Raw genomic sequence first — 19,627 nt, 5'->3', positions numbered from 1 at the left:
TCGACTGGGAAGTGATTGGTTTGATAGAAATGCGGGATGTGTGGAAAACGTATCCCAACGGCGTCATGGCATTGAACGGCGTCGACATAACGATCGAAAAAGGGGAATTCGTCTATGTTGTCGGCCCGAGCGGTGCCGGCAAATCCACGTTTATTAAATTAATGTATAGAGAAGAAAAAGCCACAAAAGGAAAAATTGTGGTAAATGGAATGAATTTAACCAATTTAAAAGAACGGGAGATTCCAATCTTACGGCGGAGAGTCGGCGTTGTCTTCCAAGACTTTAAGTTGTTGCCGAAGCTGACCGTCTATGAAAATGTTGCGTTTGCACTTGAAGTTATCGAAGAGTCTCGCCGCAACATTAGAAAACGGGTAATGGAAGTTCTCGATCTCGTTAAATTGAAACATAAAGCGCGTTTTCTGCCGGACGAATTGTCCGGAGGAGAGCAGCAACGGGTATCGTTGGCTCGATCATTGGCTAATGGGCCGTCGGTGATCATCGCCGACGAACCGACGGGGAACCTCGATCCGGATACGGCTTGGGACATCATGAACGTGTTCGATGAAATCAACACGAACGGCACGACTGTCGTTATGGCCACTCACAACAAGGAAATCGTTGATACGATCAAGCGGCGCGTCGTTGCCATCGACGGCGGCATGATTGTACGTGACGAAATGTCGGGGAGATATGGGTATGAAGCTTAGAACGTTGGGGCGTCACGGAAAAGAAGGCTTGAAGAATCTCGGACGTAACGGTTGGATGACCTTCGCTTCGATCAGCTCGGTTACAGTGGCGTTGCTTTTGGTCGGTTTCTTCATGGCGCTGATGCTGAATTTGAATCACATTACGGACAAGATCAAAGACGATGTGGAAGTGAAGGCTTACATTAGTCGAACGGCGACGCAACAGCAAGTGGATCAATTGCGGGAAAAGATCTCTTCCTTACCTCTCGTGGGAAGCGTGGACTTTGTTTCAAAAGAGGAAGGGTTGCAGCAACTTATAGAAAGCATGAGTACCGAAGGCGAACCGTCGCCTGTCCTTGAATCGCTCAAGAACGAAAATCCTTTGCCGGACTCCTTCGTGATTAAGCCGAAGCGCCCGGAAGACACGATCAAAATCGCAGAAAAAGTAAAGACATTCGAAAACTTGTCCGACGTCAGGGCTGCGAAAGATACCGTTCGACGTTTGCTCGAAGTTACTTCGATTTCGAGAAACATCGGGCTTGTTTTGATTGTCGGCTTATTGTTCACGACAGTGTTTTTGATCGGCAATACGATTAAATTGACGATCGTTTCAAGGCGCAGAGAAATCGAGATCATGAAACTTGTCGGAGCGACAAACGGCTTCATTCGTTGGCCGTTTTTCGTTGAAGGCTTGTCACTCGGCATTCTCGGCTCCGTTCTGCCGGTTACGTTGTTGTTGTCTGCGTACCAGTCTTTTTACCACTTTTTTTACACGCATTACGCGACGACCTTCATTGAATTAATACCGGTCAATCCGCAAATTTATTTGCTTTCGACAGGGCTCGTGATGATCGGCGCGGTGATCGGTGTATGGGGAAGCATTACTTCAGTCCGGAAATTTCTTAGAATATAAAGGTTTACATTGGGGGGGATGAAGGTTTTGGCAAATCATAGAAAGGCGGTTGTGATTACACTTGGATTGACGCTGTCGTTCACATTTCCCGGAGCAAAGCTTGCTTCGGCCGATGATATCAGCGACTTGAAGCAGCAAATTTCCGAAGTACATAACAGCCAGAATGAGAAGGAAGAACAAGTCGCCCAAAATCAAAGCAAATTGGATCAAGTAAAGGATCGGGAAACGGAAACGCGCGAAAAAATCGAGCGATTAAAACAAGAAATTTCCGAAGCGCAAAACAAAATTGATGCTAAAAAAAGCGACATTGAAGCGACTCGCGATAAGATCGAGCAGTTGAACGAGGAGATCGACGCAACGGAACAAAGAATTGAAAAAAGGGACAGGCTATTGAAGGAACGCGTACGCTCGATGTACAAAAGCGGAGGCGCGATCAGCTACATCGATGTGTTGCTCGGCGCGAAAAGCTTCGGCAATTTTCTTGACCGCGTCCTTTTTGTCAACTTGATCGCCAAACAGGACAAGCGGTTGCTTGAAGAGCAAATCGCGGACAAACGCAAGCTTGAGGCAGACAAGAAGGAAGTCCAGTCGGAAATGGCGAAACTTCAAGATCAGCTCGACTCGCTCGAACAAATGCGTGCCGGTTTGGAGAAAAAGAAGCAGCAACAGCATGAATTGATGGAGCAGTTGAAGGCGCAAGAAGAAGAGATTAAAGAAGAAATTGAAGAGCAACAGCAAGCCATTGCGATTATTGAAGACAAAATCGACGATTTGATCGCGAAGCGGAATGCTGCGATCGAAGAGAAGAAACGACGTGAGGAAGAGCAAAGGAAGCGGGAACGGCAACAGTCCAGCGGAAGTCATTCGCCGTCGGGACGTACGTTAAGCGGAGGTTCGGGTGAATTTATCGTGCCGATGCGCGCCGGTACGTATTATATTTCATCCGGCTATGGTTGGCGGTTCGGCGGGAGAGATTTCCACGACGGCATCGACTTTGCGGCTCCGGTCGGAACGCCGATTTACGCGGCTGGATCAGGAACGGTTTTGTATGCAGGTCCGGCCAGCGGTTTCGGAAACTGGATCGTGATCGCACATCCGAACGGCTACTACACGGTGTATGGTCATATGTATGACAATGAAATCTATGTTCACTCTGGAGAACATGTGTCGCGCGGACAACAAATTGCTGCCGTGGGTTCGAGCGGACACTCCACGGGCGCCCATTTGCATTTCGAAATCGACCAAGGGAGCATCTCCGGCGACAACGGAGTCAATCCGTATCCGTTTTTCTAACTTTCATTCCGAACCTTAGCAGGTTCGGTTTTTTTTTACAGCTGTATCTGAAGGGAGCTTGGCCGCAAGCTTTTTCCCAATCATAATGAAAACAAGCCGTACATATAGTAGAATATAAGAAAGGCATTCGGTTTGGATTCTGCAACCCATTACCGAGGGCATCGCACCATCAGGTGGGGTGCCTTTCTCCTTCAAAATGTTAGAGGTGAATCTATGAGACTGAGGAAATTAACCATCACACTTATGCTGATCGCATCGCTGTTGATCGGCGCCGGCGGCACGTACTTCGGCATGTCGCTTTTTGCGGCATCTTCTGGGCAAGGGACGTCGGAAGGGCACCGCCAAATCGAATCGGAAGAAAACGGCGGAGGGAAGAAGGCGCCCGAGGATAACGAATCGAAAGTCTCTTTTGAAAAAGTGAAAAGAGCTTACGAACTGATTACGAAAAATTATTATAAGGAAGTCGACGGAGACGAACTGATCAACGGAGCGATCCAAGGGATGATCGACTCGCTCGACGACCGGTTTTCCGTGTATATGGACCCGGAAGCGGCACGGCAATTCACGCAATCGCTGTCGTCTTCGTATCAAGGCATCGGAGCGGAAGTGTCCATGGTGAACGGAATCGTCACGATCATGTCGCCGTTCAAAGGTTCGCCTGCGGACAAGGCCGGGTTGCGGGCCAATGACCAGATCATTTCCATTAACGGAAAGAGCATTACCGGGCTCGATTTGTATGAGGCGGTACAGAAAATCCGTGGAAAAAAAGGAACGACGGTTACGCTCGGCATTAAGCGGGAAGGTTCCGATGAAATAATGAAAGTCAAGGTCACCCGGGGAGAAATACCGATTGAAACGGTTCATAAGGATACGGTGAAGAAAGACGGAAAGGTTTACGGCATTATTCAAATTACATCGTTTTCCGAAGGAACGGCCGACGAATTTCATGAAGCGCTTGACGCCCTCGAGAGTCAAGGGATTGCCGGACTCGTCATCGATGTTCGCGGAAATCCGGGTGGGTATCTCGGATCGGTAACGAAAATTGCCGATGAGCTCATTCCGAACGATGAACCGATTGTGCAAGTCGTTGATCGGAACGGCAACAAGAAACGTTATTTTTCCAATCTTGAAGAGAAAAAGGAGTATCCGATCGTCGGGTTGATTAACGGCGGCAGTGCTTCTGCGGCAGAAATTTTATCAGGGGCATTGCAGGAGGCCGGAGGTTACAAGTTGGTCGGAACGAAATCTTTTGGCAAAGGCACTGTCCAAACGGAGTTCAATGTCGGTAAGGGCCGGTTGAAATTAACCATCATGAAATGGCTGACGCCGGACGGCCATTGGATTCATAAAAAAGGATTGAAGCCTGATATTTCCGTGAAGCAGCCGGAATACTTTTATGCGCATCCAATCACCGTTGAAAAAGGGGAAACGTTAGCGTATAACGAGAACAACGACAAAGTGAAAAACGCCCAGATCATGTTGGAAGGGCTCGGGTTCGAAACCGGACGCGAGGACGGTTATTTCGGAAAGCAAACGGTGACGGCCGTGAAAGCTTTCCAAAACGAAAACGGATTGTCGGCGACGGGCAAAATTGACAAGAAAACGGCGAAAATGCTCGATCAAAAGATATTGCAGGCGGTAGATAAGAAGAAAAACGATCTGCAGTTGCAAACGGCGCTTGGCTATTTGGAAAATCAATGACGGAACGGGCAGGAACCCGTCAAGGAATGTCGAATAAGTATCCGCAGAGACTCTTCTGCGGATACTTTTTCGCGTGTACTCCAACCTCGTAGACGAAAGGTGAAGAAATGGATACGTTGACGACGATCGGCTATGGATGGCTGCAACTGTTCATGCAGCCGTTGCTTTATTTGTTTTTACTCTATTTAGTCTTGCTCCATCATTTTCGGGTGAAAAAGGAACGCCGGCAATTTCACGTGCGCGTTTACGGCTTTTGGAGGGGTGTGAAACAGGCACTCTTGCCTGGGCTCGCTGCCGGACTGCTTTGTTCGGTGGTTCTGGTCGCGGCGGGCGTCGTTTTAACGGAAGGCGCGCTCGTTCTTTTTGCGTGCTTGTACACGCTCGGCATGCTCACCTGGCGGCTGCGCTTGTTGTCGCCATCATTCCCCTTATCCGCATCCGTTTTGCTCATTTATTACGGACCTCCTTTGCATACCGGGGTAAATTTTCTCGATCGATGGATGCTGCAAGGGCAGCAAACTTCATTGCCGTCGATTTTGATTCTGCTCGGACTTTTAATCGTTACGGAAGCCGTGCTTATTCGCGCTTCCGCTGCGAACACCGTTCCGCGTTTATTGCCGGGCAAACGCGGCAAGTCCGTCGGAGCCCACGAGGCAAGAAAGTTTTGGCTGCTTCCGCTTGTGGTACTGTTGCCTGGTGATGCATGGCCGTCCTTTTCCTATTGGCCGTTGTTCGGTGCGGATGACGGCAGTTTTACCGTGACCGTCGTGCCCTTCGGTCTCGCTTTTTATGCTTTGATTACCTATCAAGCACCGGAGCGTGCGGTACGCACTGTTGCGAAACGACAACTGACTTTGGGCGTTATTGTCTTGGCTGCGGCTGTTGCCGCCCTTTACTACGCTGACCATGCGTGGATTCCACCCGTCACGGCGGTATTTGCGCTGCTTTGGCAAGTGGTTTGGATCATCGTCGATGCCCAGCGGCGCAACCATCGCTCCCATTATTTCGCTCCACACTCCGACAGCCTCGTTGTCGTTGGGGTTTTGCCGGAATCGCCTGCTGAAAAACTCGGCATTCACGTCGGCGAACGAATTCAAAAGGTCAACGGGGTTCCGGTAAGTTCGGAAGAACGGTTTTACGAAGCGCTGCAGCAAAACGCCGCTTATTGTAAAATGGAAGTGCTTAACGAATCGGGCGAAGTCCGGTTCGTGCAAGGCGCCGTTTACCAGGGAACGCATCACGAACTCGGGTTGTTGTTCGTTGACGGCATGAGGGAAGCGTCGAATGCGGCGTCCCGGTGATCGATTTCTCATCCAACGTGCAGAGAATCTCTTGATTCTTTGCGCGTTTTTTTCATGTTTTTGTTGCGCCGGCGATGTTTTTCTCGCATTTTTTTAGGGAATAATGGAAACAAAAAAAGAACGAATATCCGTTCGTTTTTTTATTGGTTCAAAGACGGATTGTGCTATAATGAGAGCTATGACATGAGGAACGGAGGGTGTCTCGATGGATTTTCAGCTCGTGTCGAAATACGAACCGCAAGGGGATCAGCCAAAGGCGATCGAGCGGCTCGTTCAAGGCATCCGTGAGGGCAAGAAGCATCAAACGCTGCTCGGCGCGACCGGAACGGGTAAAACGTTCACGATGTCCAACGTGATTCAGCAAGTGAATCGCCCGACGCTTGTCATTGCCCACAACAAAACGCTGGCAGGCCAACTGTACAGCGAATTCAAAGAATATTTTCCAAACAACGCGGTTGAATATTTCGTCAGTTATTACGATTATTATCAACCGGAAGCGTATATTCCGCAAAGCGACACGTTTATTGAAAAAGATGCAAGCATCAACGATGAGATTGATAAGTTGCGACACTCGGCGACGAGCGCGTTATTTGAGCGGCGTGACGTGATCGTCGTTGCCAGCGTGTCGTGTATATACGGTTTAGGTTCGCCGACAGAGTATCGCGAGATGGTGCTTTCGTTGCGAAAAGGGATGGAAAAAGAAAGGGACCGTCTGCTGCGGGAGCTCGTCGACATTCAATATGCACGAAACGACGTCAATTTTGTGCGCGGAACGTTCCGTGTTCGCGGCGACGTCGTCGAAATTTTTCCAGCATCGAGGGACGAGCATTGTATGCGCGTCGAATTTTTCGGAGACGAAATTGATCGGATTACCGAGGTCGACTCGTTAACGGGCGAAATCATCGGCGAACGCGACCATATTGCGATTTTCCCGGCTTCCCACTTCGTTACTCGCGAAGAGAAGATGCAAATCGCCATCAAAAGAATTGAGCAGGAACTCGAAGAGCGGCTGAAAGAGTTAAAAGATGAAGGCAAACTGCTCGAGGCGCAGCGCCTCGAACAGCGGACACGGTATGATGTCGAGATGATGCAGGAGATGGGTTTTTGCTCCGGGATCGAGAACTACTCGCGGCACATTACGCTTCGTGAAGCGGGATCAACGCCATATACGCTCCTGGATTACTTTCCGGAGGACTTCATGATCCTCGTTGATGAATCGCACGTGACGCTGCCTCAGGTGAGAGGCATGTACAACGGCGACCGCGCTAGGAAAGAAGTCCTCGTTGATCACGGGTTTCGTTTGCCGTCAGCCAAGGACAACCGTCCACTGACGTTCGAGGAGTTTGAAAAGCATGTGAACCAGATCATTTATGTGTCCGCTACGCCGGGACCTTATGAGCTGGAACATACACCGGAGATGGTTGAGCAGATCATTCGACCGACCGGTTTGCTCGATCCTACGATCGAAGTACGTCCGATCGAAGGGCAAATCGATGATTTGCTTGAAGAGATTCATAAACGAACCGAGAAAGACGAAAGAGTGCTCGTGACGACGCTGACGAAGAAGATGGCGGAGAACTTAACCGATTATTTGAATGATATGGGCGTGAAAGTTCGTTATCTGCATTCCGAAATCAAAACGTTGGAGCGCATTGAGATCATTCGCGATTTGCGGCTCGGGGTGTTTGATGTGCTCGTCGGCATTAACTTGTTGAGGGAAGGTTTGGATATTCCTGAAGTATCGCTTGTAGCGATTCTCGATGCCGATAAAGAAGGGTTTTTGCGTGCGGAACGCTCCTTGATTCAGACGATCGGGCGCGCGGCGCGCAATGAGAACGGCTCTGTCATTATGTATGCGGATAAAATGACCAAGTCAATGGAAATTGCCATTTCAGAGACGAACCGAAGGCGCGAGACGCAACAAGCATTTAATGAGGCGCACGGTATAACGCCGATGACGATCAAGAAGGACGTCCGCGATGTGATCCGCGCGACGATGGCGGCGGAAGAAGAAGGCAAGTACGAAAACAAGCCGGATCCGAAGAAAATGAGCAAAACGGAACGCAACAAGATGATCGAACGGCTGGAAAAGGAAATGAAGCAAGCAGCGAAAGACTTGCAATTTGAACGCGCAGCCGAATTGAGGGACATCGTCCTGGAGCTGAAGGCGGGAAGGTGATGGTCAGTTATGGCGAATGAAAACATTCGAATTAAAGGGGCGAGAGTCCATAATTTGAAAAACATCGACGTGGAAATTCCCCGTGACCGTCTCGTCGTATTGACGGGTATATCAGGTTCGGGCAAATCTTCTCTAGCATTTGATACGATCTATGCGGAAGGTCAGCGGAGATATGTGGAATCGTTGTCCGCGTATGCGCGACAGTTTCTCGGACAGATGGACAAACCGGACGTCGACACGATCGAAGGGTTGTCGCCGGCGATTTCGATTGACCAGAAAACAACGAGCAAGAACCCGCGTTCGACGGTCGGAACGGTCACGGAAATTTACGATTACTTGCGGTTGCTGTTTGCGCGAATCGGACACCCGATTTGTCCTCGCCACGGTGTGGAAATCACGTCGCAAACGATTCAGCAAATGGTCGACCGGATTCTCGACTATCCGGAACGGACGAAACTGCAAATTCTAGCTCCTGTTGTTTCTGGACGAAAAGGCGAGCATGTGAAAACGCTCGAAGACATTAAGAAGCAAGGGTACGTCCGCTTGCGCGTGGACGGCGAAATGCGCGAAGTGTCCGAAGAAATTACCCTTGAAAAAAATAAAAAACATTCCATTGAGGTCGTGGTTGACCGGATCGTCGTTAAAGACGGCATTCGTTCGCGTCTGTCCGATTCGCTCGAAACCGCCCTCGGCCTTTCCGACGGGCGTGCGATCGTCGACATCGTCGACGGCGAAGAACTGCTGTTTAATCAGCACCATTCCTGCCCTTACTGCGGGTTCTCAATCGGTGAACTCGAGCCGCGCATGTTTTCTTTCAACAGCCCGTTCGGCGCGTGCCCGTCTTGCGACGGGCTCGGTTCGAAACTCGAGGTTGACCTTGACCTCGTCATTCCGGACTGGGATCGGTCATTAAACGACCATGCGATCGTGCCATGGGAACCGACGAGCTCGCAATTTTATCCAGAAATGCTGAAAGCGGTATGCGAGCATTACGACATCGACATGGATGTCCCCGTGAAGAACTTGCCGAAGAAGCAGATGGATATCATTTTGTACGGGTCGGACAAAGAACGAATATATTTCCGCTACGAGAACGACTTCGGGCGCGTACGGGAAAATCATATCGTGTTTGAAGGCGTACTCCCGAACGTCGAGCGCCGTTATCGTGAAACGGCCTCCGATTTTATCCGCGAACAAATGGAAGGTTATATGGCGCAAAAACCTTGCCCGACGTGCAACGGGCATCGTCTAAAAGAAGAAGCGCTCGCAGTGAAGGTCGGCGAAAAACATATCGGCGAAGTGACGGCTTTGTCGATCAAAGACGGCAACGCATTTTTCCAAGCGCTCGAACTGTCGGAAAAAGAACAAAAGATTGGCCGGCTCATTTTGCGTGAGATCGAAAGCCGGCTCGGCTTCCTCGTCAACGTCGGACTCGATTATTTGACGCTGAACCGTGCCGCCGGAACCCTTTCCGGCGGAGAAGCGCAGCGGATTCGACTGGCGACGCAAGTCGGTTCGCGTTTGATGGGCGTGCTGTATATTCTCGACGAACCGTCGATCGGGCTTCATCAACGCGATAACGACCGGCTTATCCGCACGCTCGAAGAAATGCGAGACCTTGGCAATACGTTAATCGTCGTCGAGCATGACGAAGATACGATGCTCGCTGCCGATTACCTTATCGACATCGGGCCGGGCGCGGGTGCGCACGGCGGGAACATCACGTCTGCGGGGACGCCGGAAGAAATCATGAAAGATCCGAAATCGTTGACGGGCCGTTACTTGTCGGGCAAACAGTTTATCCCCGTTCCGAGTGAGCGTCGCAAGCGAAACGGTCGGGTGCTCGAAATCGTCGGCGCAAGCGAAAACAACTTGCAAAACGTAACGACGAAAATCCCGCTCGGCTTGTTCACGTGCGTCACCGGCGTTTCCGGTTCCGGCAAAAGCACGCTCATCAACGAGGTATTGTTTAAAGCGCTCGCGCAAAAGCTGCATGGCCGGCGGGAAAAGCCAGGCGAGCACAAGAAGATCAAAGGCATCAAAGAACTCGACCGTGTGATCGACATCGACCAGTCGCCGATCGGCCGCACGCCGCGATCGAATCCGGCGACATACACGGGAGTGTTTGACTTTATACGCGACGTGTTCGCATCGACAAACGAAGCGAAAATGCGCGGCTACAAGAAAGGCCGTTTCAGCTTTAACGTGAAAGGCGGCCGCTGCGAAGCATGTCGCGGCGACGGCATCATTAAGATTGAGATGCACTTTCTTCCAGACGTGTATGTCCCATGCGAAGTGTGCGAAGGCAAGCGGTACAATCGGGAAACATTGGATGTGACATATAAAGGGAAGAACATTTCCGATGTGCTCGACATGACGGTCGAAGAAGCCGTGGAGTTCTTTAAGAACATCCCGCGCATTAAGCGGCGGCTGCAAACGTTGTTTGACGTCGGGCTCGGCTATATCAAGCTTGGTCAGCCGGCAACGACGCTTTCGGGAGGCGAAGCGCAGCGCGTAAAGCTGGCATCGCAGCTGTACCGTCGTTCGAAGGGCAGGGCGTTGTACATTCTCGACGAACCGACGACCGGTCTGCACGTTGACGACATTGCTCGGTTGCTTGATGTTTTGCAGCGGCTCGTTGATAATGGGGACAGCGTTCTCGTCATCGAACACAATCTCGACGTGATCAAAACGGCTGATCACATCATCGATCTCGGTCCCGAAGGCGGGGATGGCGGCGGAACGATTGTCGCCGAAGGCACACCCGAAAAGATTGCTCAATCGGGAAGCCATACCGGGAAGTATCTCGGACCGGTTCTCGAAAGGGACCGGCAGAGGATGGCGGAGAAGATTGAACGGAAACAAAAAGTGGCGAAGTGAATCGTGTCGGCCGGGAGGGGACTCCCGGCTTTTTCTGAAACTTTTTCCCGCGATTCACGTATCGTTTAGGGAAGGGAGAGATTTCTATGAATTTGAATGCCGTACTCGCATCGCTTTGCTATTTGAGCGTGTTTTTCGCTCCGTTTTTATTTCCGATCATCGTCTATTTTGTCGTTGAGAGTCCGGACGTGAAGCAAGCGGCGAAACTGTCGTTTTTGTCTCATCTCATTCCGTTAGCCAGTATCCCGGTGCTTTTTTTCTATACGATGGCAAGCGGTTTTCACTGGTCTTCGATCGTCGTCTCGATCATTATTTACGGGTTGATTTCGTTAGTCGTTTTCATTTGGAATGTCGTCAGAGGGATTCAGAGCGTTGTCCGAAATGGGCGTGATTAATCAGACTTGTTAAGACGGGAAGGGGGGAGACCAGTGACAAAATGGATCGTTCACATTGTCGTAAACAGCATTGTGTTAATAGTCGTTGCGGGGTATTTGCATTCGTTTGAATTGACGAGCGTTTGGGCTGCGGTCGGGGCGAGTTTCTTGCTCGCCCTCATAAATATGTTCATTAAACCGATTCTCGTCCTGTTGACGCTGCCGGTTACGGTGTTGACGCTCGGCTTGTTTTTGATCGTCATTAACGCGTTGTTGCTTATGTTGACGGCTTCTGTCATGGGGGAGGCTTTCAACATCGGAGGATTCGGAACCGCGTTGTTGGCGGCGATTATCATTTCAATTCTCAACATGTTGTTGGAGTATTTCGTCGTGAAACCATTGATGAAGAAATAACTGCCGCAAGCGGAGTGATTTCGTCCGGAAGTCGTATGGTAAAATAGGACGCGAGGGGGTGAACCGGTTGGCCAAAGTACAAACGAACGACTTGATCGAACGATTTGAAATGGAATTGATCAGCGGAGAGGAAGGGCTGCACCGGCCGATCACGACGAGCGACATCTCGCGTCCGGGTTTGGAGATGGCCGGGTTCTTCACGTATTATCCCGCAGAACGGCTGCAATTGATCGGAAAAACCGAGTTGTCGTTCTTTCACGGGCTTGATAAACGAACGAGATTGGAAAGAATGGAGCATCTTTGCAGAGAAGAAACGCCGGGCATCATTATTTCAAGAGAGCTGGACGTGCCGGAAGAATTGATTCGTGCATCGCAGAAATCAGGAGTGCCGATCTTAAGATCATCGTTGACGACCACCCGATTGAGCAGTAAGATCACGAACTTTTTGGAAAGCAAACTGGCGCCGATGACGGCGATTCACGGCGTACTTGTCGACATTTACGGTGTTGGGGTGCTCATTACGGGGACCAGCGGCGTTGGTAAGAGTGAAACGGCTCTTGAACTCGTGAAACGGGGGCATCGTCTCGTCGCCGACGATTCGGTCGAAATACGTCAAGAAAGCGAAGATTACTTGGTCGGCAACGCGCCGGAACTGATCCAGCATTTGCTGGAGATTCGCGGATTGGGCATTATTAATGTCATGACGTTGTTTGGCGCGCGGGCGATCCGCAATTATAAAAAAATTACGCTCGTCGTCCATCTCGAATTGTGGAACGAGGATAAAGCGTATGACCGGATCGGACTTGAAGAACAATATGTGAAGATCCTTGATACGGAGTTGCCGAAATTGACGGTTCCCGTCCGTCCCGGCCGAAACTTGGCGGTCATCGTTGAAGTCGCGGCCATGAACTATCGCCTGAAACGAATGGGCATGAACGCCGCCAAACAGTTCTCCGAGCGGTTGACGGACGCCATCGAGGGCGATTTGGACGACTTTTAAACAACTGTTTAACTTGCACGGACGCACGGGACAGCAGAACACACAGTTTCGGCAACCAAGATTGATAGAGGATAGGGAGGACCATGATGCACACAGCTGGACAGCCGCCCATCGACCGGGTGGCGATTCATCTCGGGCCGTTGAACATTTATTGGTACGGCGTTATTATTGCATTCGGCGCTTTTCTCGGACTTTTGCTTGCGGTACGGGAAAGCCGCAGGCTCGGTTATCCGAAAGACACGATCGTGGATTACATTTTGATCGCGGTTCCCGTCGCGATTCTTTTTGCGAGAGTGTATTACGTTACTTTTAAATGGGACTATTATGCTGCTCATCCGAGTGAAATCATCGCGATTTGGCACGGGGGCATTGCCATCCACGGCGCTTTGATCGGCGGTGCGTTAACGGCCCTTATTTTTACGAAACGAAAAGGGTATTCCTTCTGGCGGTTCGTCGACATTCTCGCACCGAGCGTCATTCTTGGACAAGCAATCGGCCGCTGGGGAAATTTCGTCAATCAAGAAGCTCACGGTGCTGCCGTATCCCGCACATTTCTTGAAAACTTGCATTTGCCGAACTGGATGATCAATCAAATGTACATTGACGGCGCGTATTATGCCCCGACTTTTTTATATGAGTCTTTATGGGATTTTGCCGTGTTTTTCGTGCTGTTGGCGTTGCGAAAAGCGAATCTCGTACGCGGAGAACTATTTCTCATCTACGTCGCTTTGTACTCCGTCGGCCGTTTTTACATCGAAGGGCTTCGCACTGACAGCCTCATGCTGACGAGCGGGCTGCGGATGGCCCAGGTCATATCGATAGCCTTGATCGCATTTGCCCTTATCGTTATTATCTATCGACGCGTACGCGGCGCCGGTCGCTATTTGGAAAGCGAGCGCCAATGGGAAGGAAGTCGTTGGTCATGAACGTCGAGACTGTATTGTTCGATTTGGACGGCACGTTGATCAATACGAACGACTTGATTATTGCATCGTTCTCGCATACGTTGGAACGCTATTTCCCGAATCGTTTTGGCAAGGACGATATCGTCGGATTTATCGGTGAACCGTTGCGGGATTCTTTTTATAAAATTGACCCGACGCTCGCGGATGAAATGGTGAGCGTGTACCGCGAGCATAATATCGCGCACCACGATGAGCTCGTTCGCGAATATGAAGGGGTGTACGAGACCGTACAAGTGTTGAAGGCGCATCGATTTAAGCTCGGAATCGTGACGACGAAAGCGAGAAAAACGGTGGAGATGGGCTTGAAGCTCACCGGTCTCGCTTCGTTTTTCGAAACGGTCGTGACAATCGATGATGTGAAGGAAGCAAAGCCTTCGCCGGAACCGATTCTGAAAGCGTTGCGGATCCTCGAGGCGCGGGCGGAAACCGCGTTGATGGTCGGGGACAGCCCGCATGACATCAGCGCCGGAAAAAATGCCGGGACAGCCACCGCAGGGGTTGAGTGGGCGGTCAAGGGAAGTGAAGTTTTGCGTAAGATGAATCCGGACGTGATGCTTGAAAAGATGCCGCAGCTGTTGGACGTGCTCAAGGTGGCGGTGAAATGAGAAGAACAAAACGTTATCCTGTGGAAGGCGCTAACTCATTATGGCATGTCTACAAAACGGTTCCTTTCTTGAAAGTCGTGAAAAATTTCATCATCATTCAGATTGCCCGCTATACGCCGATTCTCAGTTGGAAGAATGCGATGTACCGGGCGTTGTTGCGAATGAAAATCGGGGAGCAAACGTCGTTTGCCCTCATGACGATGCTGGATATCATGTATCCCGAATACATTTCCGTCGGAAAAAATTCCGTGATCGGCTACAACACGACGATTCTTGCCCACGAATATTTGATCGACGAATACCGGCTCGGTCTCGTCGAAATCGGCGATGAGGTGATGATCGGTGCCAACTGTACGATTTTGCCCGGCGTGCGGATCGGAAACGGCGCGGTTGTGTCGGCAGCGACGCTCGTCAATGCCGACGTGCCGGCAGGAGCGTTCGTCGGCGGGAATCCGATGCGGATCATCAAAACGAAAGAAGACAAAACGGACAAGGAGTGATCGCATGGACCGGCTCGAGCGCATCAAGGAACGGTACCATTGCTGCGCCACGTGCAGGCATTTTCGCGTCGAAAACGACGACGGCAACGTTACGTCCCGCTGCGCCCGTCTCGGTTACGAGACGAATCCGAAATGGCAGTTTCGTTGCTGGAATCCGAAGGACCGCGTGCGGCGCCAAATCGCCGAAGCGCGAAAATCGTTGCGCAAACGGTGACACGGGGTCAATTTTACAAAAGATAAAACCCAACCGCCATGATTGCATAAGCCGCGACGAGTGTCGCTCCTTCGAACCAATTCGTGTCCCCGTCGTTCATGATCATGATGTTCAACAACACGGCGAGCACCATCGATGCCATTTCCGGCATCGTGAAAATGAGCGCGAGCGGACGCCCGAACAACAACGAAACAAAAACGAGAACTGGAGCGACGAACATCGCGATTTGCAACGTAGCGCCGACGGAAATTTCAACGGTGACAGCGACCCGGTTTTTGGCAGCCATCATGATCGACGTGATGTATTCGCCGGCATTTCCGATCACGGCGACAATCACGAGACCGATGAATATTTCGCTCAAGCCGAGCCTGTTTGAAACGAAATCAAAGGTTTCAACGAGATTTTCACTGACATACGCCGCAGCTGCCGTCAATACGAGCAGCGTGACGAGCGACCGCCAAAATCCCCACTCCGCTTTCTCCGATGCTTCCGCTTCTTGTTCACCTGCCGAATAGACTCCTCGATGGGTGACCAACTTGAAATACAATCCGCTTAAATAAAGAAAGATCATCACGACCGCAGATCCGAGGCTGAGTTTGAAAACGTCCGCCTTTGCCAGTTCATAAGAAAAGATTTTCGGGAACAAAAAAGCGACGATGACCGCGAAGATGAGAAGAGCGGAATTGTGACGGGCGTTGTGAACATTGAATTGGAGACGCTTATGTTTAAGTCCTCCGGTAAAGAACGACAGTCCGCCGTTAAAAAGCAAATTGCCGATCACCGAACCCGAAATGGACGCGAGCACGAGGCTGTAAAGGCCTGCTTTTAATGAAAAAATGGCGATCAGCAATTCGACGGCATTGCCGAAAGTCGCGTTGATCAAACCGCCGATCCGCTCGCCGACGAGGATTGACAAGTTTTCCGTCGCCCGGCTCATGTAAAAGGCAAGGCTGATGATAGTCGCTCCGTACAACACAAACCTCGACAGTTCCGGCCAATGAAACCAAGTTGCAAGCACGGATAATGGGAACAAAGTGATGACGGCCAGCATGAACGTTTTTTTCAAATGGAACACCTCTGCAAGCACTTTTTGTTAAGATGAAAGAACCATGAAAAGCGATTCGTGCATAGCTTGTGCCGATTTCGCGAAATTATCATCGATTGACGGATGACGAAAAGCGAGGTAAACTACTCAATAAGTCTTTATTTTATTATCACATTAGCGAACTAAAGTGTACGGAGTGATGGGGAATGTCGAAACCATTCGGGTTCGAGAAGCCGCTTGGGATGAGAGATACGCTGCCTTCGATGTACGAAACGAAGGCTCGCTTAAGAAAGACGATCAGCGATGCGATGCATCGCTGGGGATACCGGTTTGTCGAAACGCCGGCGTTGGAATATTTCGATACGGTCGGCACTGCAACTTCGATTGAAGAGCGTCAACTGTTTAAATTGCTGGATCAGGAAGGCAAGACGCTTGTGCTGCGGCCGGACATGACCGCTCCGATTGCGAGGATTGCTGCTTCCCGATTAAATGCCGAGGGCCATCCGCTTCGATTGGCCTACGACGCGAACGTTTATCGCGCTCAGCAACGAGAAGGCGGGCGGCCGGCCGAGTTTGAACAGCTCGGAGTTGAATTGATTGGTGACGCTTCAATTGCTGCGGATGCCGAAGTGATCGCGTTGATGGTGCATGTTGTCAGGCTAGCCGGCTTGAGCAAGTTTCAAGTGGCGGTCGGCCATATCGGATTCGTTCAGTTGTTGCTCGGCGAAGCGACGGAGAGCAAGGAGCAAGCCGATCAATTGACGCGGTTCTTATATGAGAAAAATTACGTGGGATATCGCCGCGCGTTGGCTGAAATGCCGCTCAGCGAAGAGGCAAAACAAAAGCTTGAAACATTGCTCGACTTGCGTGGAAAGCGGGAAACGATCAAAAGAGCGGAAACCGTGGCGTCCGGTGCGAGGGAAAAAGCCATTTTAGCGGAAATGAAAGAGCTTTCCGCAATCTTGGACGACTTCGGGGTCGGTGACCACGTGAAGGTGGACTTTACGCTCGTCAGCCATATGGACTATTATACCGGTTATGTTTTCGAAGGATTGGATGAAACGATCGGTTACCCGATTGCAAGCGGCGGCCGGTACGACGAATTGCTCGAAAAATTCAGCGCTCCCGCTCCGGCGACTGGTTTTGCCGTCTTTTTTGACCGTTTGATCGAAGCGGTCGGCGAACGAGACAGTGAAGCGTTCACGATTTGTGTGTTATATACGGCCGATCGCCGAGCTGAAGCGATGCGTCTCGCGGCGGTGAAACGAAATAAAGGGGAACGTGTCGTGCTGCAAGATGTGGCCGGTCTTGATGATATCGAAACTTACGCCGGCAAATTTGACGAAGTCGTTTATTATCTTGATTCTTAACGGGATAGGTGGCAGATTGGCCAATTTTTACGAATTTGGATGCCAATTGTTGTGGTGGAATCGTGCATGAGAATCGTTATTTTTTGAAATTGTACCTATATTGAGGTGAAATCGTGCATGAGAAGCCTTATTTGCCAACTTCTTGCGAAAGTCATCATGATTTTCATTGTTTTTGGGAAAATAGCGTGCTCTATGACCGTTACCTTTAAAAATACGCCGTTTTGCCTAAAATAACGATCGTCATGATCGATTTCAAAATCGTGTACTTATAAAAGTGGGTGAACTTATGTCGAATACACAGATTACTGCTGCGATGCCGAAAGGGCGGATTTTTCACGAAGCGGTCGAATTGTTGAAAAAAGCCGGGTATCCGCTGCCGCCGGAATTCGAAGAGTCGCGGAAGCTCATCATTGACGTTGAGGAAGCGGGGATGCGTTTCATTCTCGCGAAACCGATGGATGTGCCGACGTACGTCGAGCACGGAGTAGCCGATATCGGCATTGCCGGCAAAGACGTCATGCTTGAGGAAGAACGTGACGTGTACGAGGTGCTCGATTTGAAAATCAGCGAATGCCATTTGGCAGTCGCCGGTCTGCCCGGCGTCGAAGTGAAAGATTATGCGCCGAAGGTCGCTTCGAAATATCCGAACGTCGCCGCGAAATATTTCCGCGAGCAAGGCGAGCAAGTTGAAATCATCAAGCTGAACGGCTCGATCGAGCTCGCGCCGATCATCGGCCTCGCCGACCGCATTGTCGACATCGTCTCGACCGGCCGGACGCTTCGTGAAAACGGCCTCGTCGAGCTGGCGAACATCGGCACGATCACCTCACGCCTCATCGTCAACCCGGTGAGCTACCGGACGAAAGACGCGGTTATTAACGATATGGTGACACGCCTGCGCGAAGTCGTCGAGGGGGTGACTTCATGAAGGTGATTGAACTGAACGGCGACGAGATTTCGTTCGACAGAAATCTTGACAACGGCACTGAGCAGCAGCGCCAAGCCGTCGTCGACATCATTGCCGACGTCCGCCAGCGCGGCGACGCCGCCGTCCTTGCGCTCACCGAGCGCTTTGACGGCGTTCGCCTCGATCGGTTGAGGGTTGATGAGACGGAAATCGACGCGGCATACGCTGCGCTCGACCCCTCGCTCATCGAAACGATTCGCGAGGCGGCGGCGCACATTCGCGACTTCCACGAGCGCCAAGTGCGCGCGTCGTGGTCGATGACGAAGCCCGACGGCTCCCGCCTCGGTCAGCAAATCACGCCGCTCGACGCCGTCGGCGTCTACGTCCCCGGCGGCACGGCGATGTACCCATCGTCCGTGCTCATGGGCGTCGTGCCGGCGAAAGTCGCCGGCGTCGCCCGTGTCGCCGTGACGACGCCGCCTGCGGCTTCCGGCGCGATCGCGCCGGCCGTGCTTGTCGCCGCCCGCGAAGCGGGTGCGGATGAAGTGTACAAGGCGGGCGGCGCGCAAGCGGTCGCGGCGCTCGCGTACGGGACCGACTCAATCGGCAAGGTCGACAAGATCGTCGGTCCCGGAAATATCTTCGTAGCGCTCGCGAAGCGGGAAGTGTTCGGCGCTGTCGACATCGACAGTATCGCCGGGCCGAGCGAGATCGCTGTCATCGCAGATGACAGCGCGAATCCTCGCTGGCTGGCGGCGGACTTGCTGTCGCAGGCCGAACACGACACGCGCGCAGCGGCGGTGCTGTTCACGCCGTCGCGCGCGCTCGCTGAGCGAGTCGCGGACGAAGTCGCGCGGCAGCTCGAGGATTTGCCGCGGCGGGACATCGCCGCGCAAGCGATCGCTGACAACGGCGCGATTTACGTCGTGCGCGACGTGGCGCACGCGGTCGCGTGCGTAAACGCGTTCGCGCCGGAGCATCTTGAGGTTGTTGTCGAGGATGCGGAAGCGTGGCTTGGGGAAATCCGCCATGCGGGCGCGATTTTCCTCGGGCCGTACAGCACGGAGCCGGTCGGCGATTATTTCGCAGGGCCAAACCATGTGCTTCCGACGAGCGGGACGGCGCGGTTTTCGAGTCCGCTCGGCGTGGATGATTTCGTGAAAAAATCAAGCGTGATTGCCTATAGTGAACGCGCAATGCGCGAGAACGGCGGGAAGATCGCCGCGCTCGCCCGCCTGGAAGGGCTGGAAGCGCATGCGCGCGCGGTGGAGATGAGGAAT

General features: G+C 51.7%; 18 protein-coding genes. 17 read left to right on the top strand and 1 reads right to left on the bottom strand.

Going from position 1 to position 19,627, the window contains the following annotated elements:
- The first annotated feature begins 20 nt into the window (after window positions 1-20).
- From ftsE to VFK44_01015, 14 genes are all read left to right on the top strand, one after another.
- Window positions 21-707, top strand: a complete 687-nt coding sequence (gene ftsE, locus VFK44_01080; protein HET7626954.1) for a cell division ATP-binding protein FtsE — start codon at window positions 21-23, stop codon at window positions 705-707.
- Window positions 697-1,599, top strand: a complete 903-nt coding sequence (gene ftsX / locus VFK44_01075; protein ID HET7626953.1) for a permease-like cell division protein FtsX — start codon at window positions 697-699, stop codon at window positions 1,597-1,599. The genes ftsE and ftsX overlap by 11 nt, the downstream gene beginning before the upstream one ends.
- 27 nt (window positions 1,600-1,626) lie before the next feature.
- Window positions 1,627-2,892 carry a peptidoglycan DD-metalloendopeptidase family protein gene (locus tag VFK44_01070; GenBank protein HET7626952.1) on the top strand — a complete coding sequence of 422 codons (1,266 nt, stop codon included), beginning with the start codon at window positions 1,627-1,629 and terminating at the stop codon, window positions 2,890-2,892.
- Window positions 2,893-3,105: 213 nt separating this feature from the next.
- Entirely contained in the window at window positions 3,106-4,593 is a 1,488-nt protein-coding gene (locus tag VFK44_01065; protein HET7626951.1) for a S41 family peptidase, read from the top strand.
- Window positions 4,594-4,700: 107 nt separating this feature from the next.
- Window positions 4,701-5,894 carry a PDZ domain-containing protein gene (locus VFK44_01060; GenBank protein HET7626950.1) on the top strand — a complete coding sequence of 398 codons (1,194 nt, stop codon included), beginning with the start codon at window positions 4,701-4,703 and terminating at the stop codon, window positions 5,892-5,894.
- Window positions 5,895-6,099: 205 nt separating this feature from the next.
- Window positions 6,100-8,073 carry an excinuclease ABC subunit UvrB gene (gene uvrB / locus VFK44_01055; protein ID HET7626949.1) on the top strand — a complete coding sequence of 658 codons (1,974 nt, stop codon included), beginning with the start codon at window positions 6,100-6,102 and terminating at the stop codon, window positions 8,071-8,073.
- Between the two features lie 9 nt (window positions 8,074-8,082).
- Complete coding sequence (gene uvrA / locus VFK44_01050) at window positions 8,083-10,953, top strand: excinuclease ABC subunit UvrA (GenBank protein ID HET7626948.1); 2,871 nt, start codon at window positions 8,083-8,085, stop codon at window positions 10,951-10,953.
- Between the two features lie 86 nt (window positions 10,954-11,039).
- A complete protein-coding gene (locus tag VFK44_01045; protein HET7626947.1) occupies window positions 11,040-11,348 on the top strand; it encodes a hypothetical protein in 309 nt (102 codons plus the stop codon).
- 33 nt (window positions 11,349-11,381) lie between these two features.
- Window positions 11,382-11,741: a phage holin family protein gene (locus VFK44_01040; protein HET7626946.1), complete on the top strand. Its 360-nt coding sequence runs from the start codon at window positions 11,382-11,384 to the stop codon at window positions 11,739-11,741.
- Between the two features lie 67 nt (window positions 11,742-11,808).
- A complete protein-coding gene (gene hprK, locus VFK44_01035; protein HET7626945.1) occupies window positions 11,809-12,741 on the top strand; it encodes an HPr(Ser) kinase/phosphatase in 933 nt (310 codons plus the stop codon).
- Between the two features lie 86 nt (window positions 12,742-12,827).
- Entirely contained in the window at window positions 12,828-13,667 is an 840-nt protein-coding gene (gene lgt / locus VFK44_01030; GenBank protein HET7626944.1) for a prolipoprotein diacylglyceryl transferase, read from the top strand.
- A complete protein-coding gene (gene ppaX / locus VFK44_01025) occupies window positions 13,664-14,311 on the top strand; it encodes a pyrophosphatase PpaX (GenBank protein HET7626943.1) in 648 nt (215 codons plus the stop codon). The genes lgt and ppaX overlap by 4 nt, the downstream gene beginning before the upstream one ends.
- Window positions 14,308-14,811, top strand: a complete 504-nt coding sequence (locus VFK44_01020) for an acyltransferase (GenBank protein HET7626942.1) — start codon at window positions 14,308-14,310, stop codon at window positions 14,809-14,811. Before ppaX ends, VFK44_01020 begins: the two co-directional genes overlap by 4 nt.
- 4 nt (window positions 14,812-14,815) lie before the next feature.
- Entirely contained in the window at window positions 14,816-15,025 is a 210-nt protein-coding gene (locus VFK44_01015; protein ID HET7626941.1) for a hypothetical protein, read from the top strand.
- A gap of 13 nt (window positions 15,026-15,038) precedes the next feature.
- Here VFK44_01015 and cax read toward each other — a convergent pair whose 3' ends face one another.
- Window positions 15,039-16,091, bottom strand: a complete 1,053-nt coding sequence (gene cax, locus VFK44_01010; GenBank protein ID HET7626940.1) for a calcium/proton exchanger — start codon at window positions 16,089-16,091, stop codon at window positions 15,039-15,041.
- 185 nt (window positions 16,092-16,276) lie between these two features.
- Between cax and VFK44_01005 the strand changes: the two genes are divergently transcribed.
- The 3 genes from VFK44_01005 to hisD all read left to right on the top strand — a co-directional run.
- Window positions 16,277-17,440, top strand: coding sequence for an ATP phosphoribosyltransferase regulatory subunit (locus VFK44_01005; protein HET7626939.1), 1,164 nt, complete (start codon window positions 16,277-16,279; stop codon window positions 17,438-17,440).
- A gap of 286 nt (window positions 17,441-17,726) precedes the next feature.
- A complete protein-coding gene (gene hisG / locus VFK44_01000) occupies window positions 17,727-18,368 on the top strand; it encodes an ATP phosphoribosyltransferase (GenBank protein ID HET7626938.1) in 642 nt (213 codons plus the stop codon).
- A partial coding sequence (gene hisD, locus VFK44_00995) for a histidinol dehydrogenase (GenBank protein HET7626937.1) occupies window positions 18,365-19,627 on the top strand: 1,263 nt, incomplete at its 3' end. The genes hisG and hisD, both read left to right, overlap by 4 nt.

Source organism: Bacillales bacterium (assembly GCA_035700025.1).
Classification (GTDB): Bacteria; Bacillota; Bacilli; order Bacillales; family DASSOY01; genus DASSOY01.
The sequence above is the reverse complement of the archived record's forward strand: the minus strand, read 5'-3'. Positions and strand labels throughout refer to the sequence as shown.

Coding starts and splice junctions, on each gene's coding strand:
- ftsX (HET7626953.1), top strand. CDS start 697: ATGAAGCTTAGAACGTTGGGGCGTCACGGAAAAGAAGGCTTGAAGAAT.
- VFK44_01065 (HET7626951.1), top strand. CDS start 3,106: ATGAGACTGAGGAAATTAACCATCACACTTATGCTGATCGCATCGCTG.
- VFK44_01060 (HET7626950.1), top strand. CDS start 4,701: ATGGATACGTTGACGACGATCGGCTATGGATGGCTGCAACTGTTCATG.
- uvrB (HET7626949.1), top strand. CDS start 6,100: ATGGATTTTCAGCTCGTGTCGAAATACGAACCGCAAGGGGATCAGCCA.
- uvrA (HET7626948.1), top strand. CDS start 8,083: ATGGCGAATGAAAACATTCGAATTAAAGGGGCGAGAGTCCATAATTTG.
- VFK44_01045 (HET7626947.1), top strand. CDS start 11,040: ATGAATTTGAATGCCGTACTCGCATCGCTTTGCTATTTGAGCGTGTTT.
- lgt (HET7626944.1), top strand. CDS start 12,828: ATGCACACAGCTGGACAGCCGCCCATCGACCGGGTGGCGATTCATCTC.
- ppaX (HET7626943.1), top strand. CDS start 13,664: ATGAACGTCGAGACTGTATTGTTCGATTTGGACGGCACGTTGATCAAT.
- VFK44_01020 (HET7626942.1), top strand. CDS start 14,308: ATGAGAAGAACAAAACGTTATCCTGTGGAAGGCGCTAACTCATTATGG.
- VFK44_01015 (HET7626941.1), top strand. CDS start 14,816: ATGGACCGGCTCGAGCGCATCAAGGAACGGTACCATTGCTGCGCCACG.
- VFK44_01005 (HET7626939.1), top strand. CDS start 16,277: ATGTCGAAACCATTCGGGTTCGAGAAGCCGCTTGGGATGAGAGATACG.
- hisG (HET7626938.1), top strand. CDS start 17,727: ATGTCGAATACACAGATTACTGCTGCGATGCCGAAAGGGCGGATTTTT.